Origin of the sequence: Pseudomonas sp. GM84 (genome assembly GCF_000282535.1) — a bacterium.
In the GTDB taxonomy this organism is placed as follows: Bacteria; Pseudomonadota; Gammaproteobacteria; order Pseudomonadales; family Pseudomonadaceae; genus Aquipseudomonas.
Genome location: NZ_AKJC01000191.1, coordinates 24632 through 31775, shown reverse-complemented (window position 1 = coordinate 31775; position 7144 = coordinate 24632). Strand labels below are relative to the sequence as shown.

The 7144-nt window shown below is 66.3% G+C and carries 7 protein-coding genes; all 7 read right to left on the bottom strand.

The features are described from left to right. Positions 1-66 precede the first annotated feature (66 nt). The 7 genes from PMI38_RS16100 to waaF are packed head-to-tail and all read right to left on the bottom strand — an operon-like array spanning position 67 to position 7024. Entirely contained in the window at positions 67-1506 is a 1440-nt protein-coding gene (locus tag PMI38_RS16100; protein WP_008095937.1) for a lipopolysaccharide kinase InaA family protein, read from the bottom strand. Next, complete coding sequence (locus PMI38_RS16095; RefSeq protein ID WP_008095935.1) at positions 1506-2258, bottom strand: lipopolysaccharide kinase InaA family protein; 753 nt, start codon at positions 2256-2258, stop codon at positions 1506-1508. Before PMI38_RS16095 ends, PMI38_RS16100 begins: the two co-directional genes overlap by 1 nt. Then, complete coding sequence (locus tag PMI38_RS16090) at positions 2255-2989, bottom strand: lipopolysaccharide kinase InaA family protein (RefSeq protein ID WP_008095933.1); 735 nt, start codon at positions 2987-2989, stop codon at positions 2255-2257. The genes PMI38_RS16095 and PMI38_RS16090 overlap by 4 nt, the downstream gene beginning before the upstream one ends. Continuing rightward, on the bottom strand, positions 2989-3795 hold the full coding sequence (rfaP, locus tag PMI38_RS16085) for a lipopolysaccharide core heptose(I) kinase RfaP (protein WP_008095931.1): 807 nt from the start codon (positions 3793-3795) through the stop codon (positions 2989-2991). Before rfaP ends, PMI38_RS16090 begins: the two co-directional genes overlap by 1 nt. Further along, positions 3792-4916: a glycosyltransferase family 4 protein gene (locus tag PMI38_RS16080; protein ID WP_008095930.1), complete on the bottom strand. Its 1125-nt coding sequence runs from the start codon at positions 4914-4916 to the stop codon at positions 3792-3794. Before PMI38_RS16080 ends, rfaP begins: the two co-directional genes overlap by 4 nt. Next, positions 4916-5974 (bottom strand): lipopolysaccharide heptosyltransferase I, encoded by a 1059-nt coding sequence (gene waaC / locus PMI38_RS16075; RefSeq protein WP_008095928.1) that lies wholly within the window; start codon positions 5972-5974, stop codon positions 4916-4918. The genes PMI38_RS16080 and waaC overlap by 1 nt, the downstream gene beginning before the upstream one ends. Further along, positions 5975-7024 (bottom strand): lipopolysaccharide heptosyltransferase II, encoded by a 1050-nt coding sequence (gene waaF / locus PMI38_RS16070; RefSeq protein WP_008095926.1) that lies wholly within the window; start codon positions 7022-7024, stop codon positions 5975-5977. Between the last annotated feature and the right edge of the window lie 120 nt (positions 7025-7144).

The following is a 7144-nucleotide window of genomic DNA, read 5'->3' as shown; positions in this document are numbered from 1 at the left end:
GCACCGGCTTCGCCGGTGTTCGCGGGACAAGCCCGCTCCCACACAGGGCCCCGCGAAGAGACCGTCCTAGTCCAGCTTCGGCAGCAACCTGTCGAGCCGCTGGTGCAAGGCGCTGCCACTCGGCCAGTTGCGCAGCAGCCGCGCACGGTCCCGGGCATAGGCGGGTGCAAAGCTCAGCTGGGTGGCATGCTGGCACATGGCGTCGAGGTCGATCAGCGACCACTGGCCGTTCTGCCAGAACAGGTTATGGCCCTTGAAGTCGCCGTGGCTGATGCGCTCGCGGATCAGCTGCTGCATCAAGTGCACCAGGGCATCGACCTGCTCCTCAGGCGCATCACCGTTTTCCACGTAAGGCGCGAAGCACGCCGTCAGGTCCGGGCCATCGGCAAATTCGGTGACCAGGAAAGCCCGGCTGCGCAGGCCCATGACACGCTGCTCCAGCACCGCCAACGGGCGCGGCGTGGCGATGTCGAGAAACTCCAGACGGTGGCCTTCGATCCAGGAATGCCAGGCGCGGCTTGGGCGCCAGAAGCGCTTGAACCAGTGCGCGGTGTTCTTGATGTTGTAGCGCTTGAGCACCAGGGTGCGGCCGCCCACCTCGATGCGCGCCACACTGGCCGCACCGCCGGTCTTGTACAGGTGGCCCTGGTCGATCAGCGCATCGGCCTGCTCCAGCACCGGCAGCATGGCCTCGACTTCGCCACGGCGAATCGCACGCAAACCGGACAGGCTGCGCTCGACGCTGAACAGCGTGCATTCGCGGCCGGCCTTTTCCAGGTAATCCTTCAGGCGCCAGTTGCGCACCTTGTCCACCTGCTTCTGCAGCGCTTCCATCGGCAAGGCATGCTCGGCGTTGGCCAGCAGGTAGTGCACCAGCAGCTCTTCGATGAACGGCTCCAGGCGCTTGGGCAACTGGGCGAAGAACACGCCGAGGTTTTCCAGCACTCGCGGGCGCGACAACTGCTGGCCGGGCGTCTCGGCCTTGATGCCGGCGCCGTCGATCAGGTACAGCTTGCCGCCGTGACGCAGCAGGTTGTCCAGGTGCAGGTCTTCCTGCCACAGGCCCTTGGCGTGCATCTGCGCCACGGCGGTCAGCGCTTCGCCCAGTACCAGGTGCTGCTCGTCGGCCAGTACCGGTAGGCCCTCTACCGCCGCCCAGGCATCGGCCAGGCTTTCGGCACCGTCAAGGAACTCGAACAACAGCCAGCCACCCTCGCCTTCCTTCAGGCCGTCGGCCAGCAGCTTCGGCGTGGTCAGGCCTTGTTCGGCCATCAGCTTCACCCCGTCCAGCTCACGCTGGAAATGGCGCGCGGCGTTACTGCCCACCAACAGCTTGGCCAGCACCGGTGTGCCACGCCAGACGCCGGCGCCCACATAACGCTGGCCTGGCAATACGCGCAGCAGGCTGAGCAGTTGCAGGTCGGCGCTGCCGGCCGCATCGGCCAGGGTCACGGACAAGGGCAGCGATGGGCTGCGCCCGGTGGCTTTCAATTCAGACAAACGCATCAGCGGGCCTCTTTTTCACGACGGCGTTGCGTCAGGCGTTGCAGCCAGTTTTCGACCTGGGCGCCCTCGGCGGGCTGTACCAGGTAGGCGGCCAGCAGCTGGCGCACGTCCGCCTCGCTCCAGGCACGAGCGCGACGCAGCAGCGGCTCCAGGTCCTTGAGCCGGTCGCGCATGCCGAACAGCAGCGGCCGGGTCTTTTCCAGGTCGATCAGTTGCGCATCCCAGCCGTCACGGCGACGACGCAGGAAGATGTGCTTGGGGTAGAAGCAGCCATGCACCTGGCCGGCGCCGTGCAGCGTGCGCGCCAGCAGGCCGCAGGCCTGGAGGATACCGCCACGCTCGGCCTCGGCCAGCTGCGGCCACTGGGCCAGCAGGCTTTCCAGGTCGCTCCAGTCGTCCAGCGCGCGGGTCAGCAGAATTGCCCGGTGCTGGCCGTTCTGCTTGCGCTCACCGTAGAACACCGCCTGCAGGGCCGGGATCTGCAGCTTCTGGTAACGGCTGATGTTGCGGAACTCGCGGGCGAAGGTCGGTTCGCCGAAGGGCCGGTGCAGGGTGCGGGTCAGGTAGTCGCTCTGGCGCTTGAGGTAGTAGCCTTTGCCTTCGAGCTCCAGGCGAAACACACTGCTCCAGCCGCCACGGCCGGTATTGGGTTCGTCCACGGCATCGAGCTGCAGCGCCCACAGCGCCTCGAAGTCGTTGAGGCCATGGCGCTTGAGCAGCGCGAGGTCCGCGCTGGCCAGGTAATCGGTCATTCCCTTCCCTCGAAGAAACTCAGCACCTGGCGAATGCGCCGCTTGTCGCGCACGGTCAGGCGCTGGCGCCCGCGGTACTGCAGGTAGAAACGCAGACGCTGGGTCGCCGACAGGTGATATTTGGCGACCTTGTCCAGGCACGCCAGGTCCTTGATCATTCGGTGGCGCCACATGAAGCCACGCCAGAAGTCGCCGGTCGGGCAGTCGATGAAGAATAGCGTGCCCAGGTCGTCGACCAGCAGGTTGCGCCACTTCAGGTCGTTGTGGGCAAAGCGATGCTCGTGCATGACCCGGGTGTATCGCGCCAGCTGGTGAGTGACATGCTTGACCCAGTGGCGGTCGGCCAGACGTGGGTCTTTGCGCTCGGCCAGCGCCGACAGGTCTTCGGTGTTCGGCAGCTCGCGGGTGATCATCGCGCCACGGCCAAAGGCCAGGCCTTTGCGTTCCAGACCCCAGGCGACCACTTCGGCGGTGGGGATGCCCCACTTGGCAAACTGCTTGAGATTCTGCCATTCGGCCTTGATCCGCGGCCGACCCAGGTAGCGGCGCATGTGCTTGCCGGCACCGGTGTAGCGCTTGACGTAATAGTGGACGCCGCCACGCTCGACACGGATGACCTCGCTGAGCGGGTCGTGGGTCAGGCGCTCGCCCTGCAGGGCGAACACCGCATCGAGACTGCCGAAGTCCGCCGCCAGCTGTTCATAGCCCGGCGCCAGTGTCCAACCCGCCATCAGAGTGCATCCCCATAGCGTTGCTTGCGGTCGTAGAGTTTCTGCGCCTTGCGTTCGAGCCAGGCGAGCAGCGCCGCCTCGTCGACGAGGATCTGGCGCAGCGGGCGCTGGAAGTACCCGCGCAGGAAGCGCAGCTTGTCACGCTGGGTCAGGCCGATGTCCAGCGCCGAGAAGTACAGCGCGGCCAGGTCCTTGTCACGCCAGCGGCGGCTGATTTTCGCCCGGGTCTGGGCACGGTGCAGGTCGATGACCGACAGTTTGAAGTCATCCGCCGTCACCGGGCGGTCGGTGTGCAGCAGGAAGTGGCAGATGTAGCAGTCGCGGTGGTTGACCCCGGCGCGGTGCATGCCGCCGGTCATCTTCGCCACTTCGCCGATCAGTGCACGCTTGAGGCGCGGCTCGGGCGGCTGCTTGACCCAGTCGAGGCTGAAGTCTTCCAGGCTGACGGTCGGCGCCAGCTCCTCGGTGACGATGAACGAATGCTGGGTAGCCGGGTTGCTGCCGCGCTCGCCATAGGCGACCGCCGTCATGGTCGGCACGCCAACCTCATGCAGGCGCTGGATGGCCTGCCACTCCTGGCCGGCGCCGAGCACCGGCAGCTTGGCGGTGAGCAGGTTCTTGAAGATCTCGCCCCAGCCGATGCCACGGTGGATCTTGACGAAGAAACCTTCGCCTTCGACCACGGTACGCAGCGTGCGGCGCCCTTCCAGCTCGCGGTAGACCTCGCCTTGCAGGGCTTCCACGGCCTCGAAGGCATCACGCCCGGCCCACAGGCGCTTGAAGGGTTCGGCCAGTATCAACTTCATGCGGTCTCCTGCCCCAGGATCACGTCGGCAGCATGCTGCGGCATGCTGTACAGGTCAGCGGTTTCGGCAAAGGCCAGGCCGTTGCGCGACCACTCGGCACGCGTCTGCGGCTCTTCGAGCATGCGCTGCAGGTAGCGGTTGAGCTGCTCCTGCTCGAATGGCTCATCCAGCACCAGGCCGCAGTCGGCCTCGGCGATGTAGTGGGCGTAGCCACAGACCTTGGACACCAGCACCGGCAGGCCGGCGACCAGGGCTTCGAGCAGCACCGTGCCGGTGTTCTCGTTGTAGGCCGGGTGGATCAGCAGATCGGCACCGAGCAGGAAGCGCGGGATGTCGCTGCGCCCCTTGAGGAACTGCACCTGATCGCCCAGGCCCAGGGTGGCGCTCTGCAGCTGGAACACCTTGGGGTCGTCCTGGCCGATGACCATCAGCCGGGTGCGCTTGCGCAGCGCCGACGGCAGCGCGGCCAAAGCCTTGAGGCTGCGGTCCACGCCCTTGGTCTTGAAGCCCGAGCCGATCTGCACCAGCAGCAGGTCGTCATCGCCCAGGTTGAATTCCTTGCGAAACTCGGCGCGGATCTCGGCGGCATTGGCCGGCGCGCGGCGGTCCTGGGAAATGCCCGGCGGCAGCAGGTGGAAGCGCTCGACCGGCGTGCCGTAGTGCTTGATGAACAGCGGTTGTTGCACCTCGGAAATCATCAGCACTTCGGTGTGCGCATCCTTGGCGAACACGGCCCGCTCGTACTCGGCAAAGTGCCGGTAGCGGCCCCAGCGCCGGTACAAACCGCCGCGCAGGGTCTGGGCCTTGTCCTCGAAGCAGCCGTCGGCGGCGTAGTACACATCCAGCCCCGGCATCTTGTTGAAGCCCACCAGCCGGTCGACCGGGCGCTTGGCCAGGTCTGCCGCCATCCAGGCGCTGAGCTTCTCGTTGCGGCGGTGGTTGAACAGCGCCTTGACCGGCGCCACCAGCACCTCGAAGCCCGGCGGAATATCACCCTCCCAGATCAGCGTATAGACGCGGATCTGGTGGCCCCGCTTCTGGCACTCCAGGGCAATGCGCATGAAATCGCGCTGCAGCCCGCCAAAGGGGAAATATTTGTAAAGCACGAAAGCCAGTTGCATCAACGGACATCCTCAGCCAGCAGCAGCGCGCTCAAGCGGCTCGCCACATGCTCGGGATTCAGGCGAGTGAAGCACAAAGGCCACTCGCGTTTGAGATCGAACCGGCGCAAATCGTCGGCGCTCGGTTTGTAGGTGCACTTTTTCTGCAGGCACGGCGCGCAAGGGAAGTCGCTGGCCTGGTGGACCTGGACGCGGCCGTAGGCGCCGGTCAGGCCCGGGTTGGTCGGGCCGAACAGCGAAATGGTCGGCACATCCAGCGCCGCGGCCAGGTGGCCCAGGCCAGTGTCCACCGCCACGCAGGCCTTGGCCGCTGCCAGCACGCGAGCGACGCCGGCAAGGTTCAATTTGGGCAGTACTTCACAGTTGTTCAAGCCCTGGGCGATGCGCTCGGCACGTGCCTTCTCGGCGGGGTTGCCCCACGGCAGGCGCACCTGCAGCTTGCGCCGGCCCAGGCGTTCGGCCAGTTCGCGCCAGTAGGCTTCGGGCCAGTGCTTGGTCGCCCAGGTGGTGCCATGCAGGAACACCACGTAGGGCGCGGCCGGTGGCAGCTGCAGGCGGTCGAGGTCCAGGCCGTAGTTGCCGATGCCTTCCGGCAGGTCGTAGGCCAGGGCCATGGCGAACAGCTGGCGCACGCGTTCCACCGCGTGCTGGCCGACCGCGACCGACAGGCGCCGGTCATAGAAGCGGCTGGCCAGGCCTTCACGCGCCGAGAAGCGGTCGAGCCCGGCCACTGGTGCCTTGACGTAGCGGGTCAGCCAGGCCGACTTGACCAGCCCCTGGGCGTCGATCACCAGGTCGTACTTGTGCTCGCGCAGGCGTTGCTTGAAGGCCTTCCACTCACCGCTCTTGACGGTCTGCCAGAGGTTCTTGCGCCAACGGCGAATGGCCACCGGGATGACCCGGTCGACCGCCGGATGCCAGCTGGGGATTTCGGCGAAGCCCTCTTCCACCACCCAGTCGAAGCGAATGCCGGGGATGGCGTGGGCAGCATCGGTGAGCGCCGGCAGCGTGTGGATCACGTCGCCCAGCGACGAGGTCTTGATGATCAGTACCCGCACTTAGTCGACCTCGGCCACGGTATCGATCAGGTTCGGCCCGCCCAGGCTGTACAGCGCCGCGATCACCTTGCCAGGCTCCAGCAAACGCAGGCAGTTGTAGTGGCCGAAGCGGCAGGTACGGTCGAAGCACGGGCTGCACTCGATGCCCGTGCGCACGATCTCCACATGTTCTGCCAGCGGTGGCGTGAAGCCCGGGGAAGTCGAGCCGTACACCGCCACCAGCGGGCGGTTCAGCGCTGCGGCCACGTGCATCAGGCCAGAGTCGTTGGACACCACGGCATTGGCGCAGGACATCAGGTCGATGGCCTCGGCCAGCGAGGTTTCACCCGCCAGGTTGTAGGATTCTTCGCGGAAGCCCGGGATCAGCCGGTCACGGATCTGCTCACCGACCGGGTGATCGTTCTTTGAACCGAACAGCCACACCTGCCAGCCTCGGCGAATCATGGCATCGGCCACTTCGGCATAGTGCTCGGCGGGCCAGCGCTTGGCCTCGCCGAATTCGGCGCCTGGGCACAGCGCCAGTATCGGGCGGTCCAGTTCGAGGCCGAACTTGGCCATGGCGGCCTCGCGGCTCGGCGCCTCGATCTGCAGGCTGGGCCGTGGATAGGGCTTGGGCAGCTCGGCGTCCGGCGCGTAGGCCAGGGCCATGAAGCGCTCGATCATCAGCGGGTAGCGGGCCTTGTCCAGCTTGCGCACATCGTTGAGCAAACCAAACCGCATTTCGCCACGCCACCCGGTGCGCTTCGGGATACCGGCGAAGAACGGCACCAGCGCCGACTTCAGCGAGTTGGGCAGCAGGATCGCCTGGTCGTACTGGCCGGCCAGGGACTTGCCGATGCGCCGGCGCGTGGCCAGCTCCAGCGCGCCGTGGCCGAGCGGGAAGCTCAAGGCCTGGCGTACCTCGGGCATGCGCTCAAGGATCGGCCGGCTCCACTCGGGGGCCAGCACGTCGATCACGCAGTCGGGGTGCTGCTGTTTCAGGCACTGGAACAGGGTCTGCGCCATCACCATGTCGCCGACCCAGCTGGGGCCAATGATCAGTATTCTCATGCTTAGTCCAGAAACGCTCGGGGAGGCTACAGGCTGCGCTACAGCCTGGCCTCCCCTCTTTATATTCAGGCTATGTGGCGGACAGTGTACCACCGAGGTTCCGTTGTGCCCCTAATCACC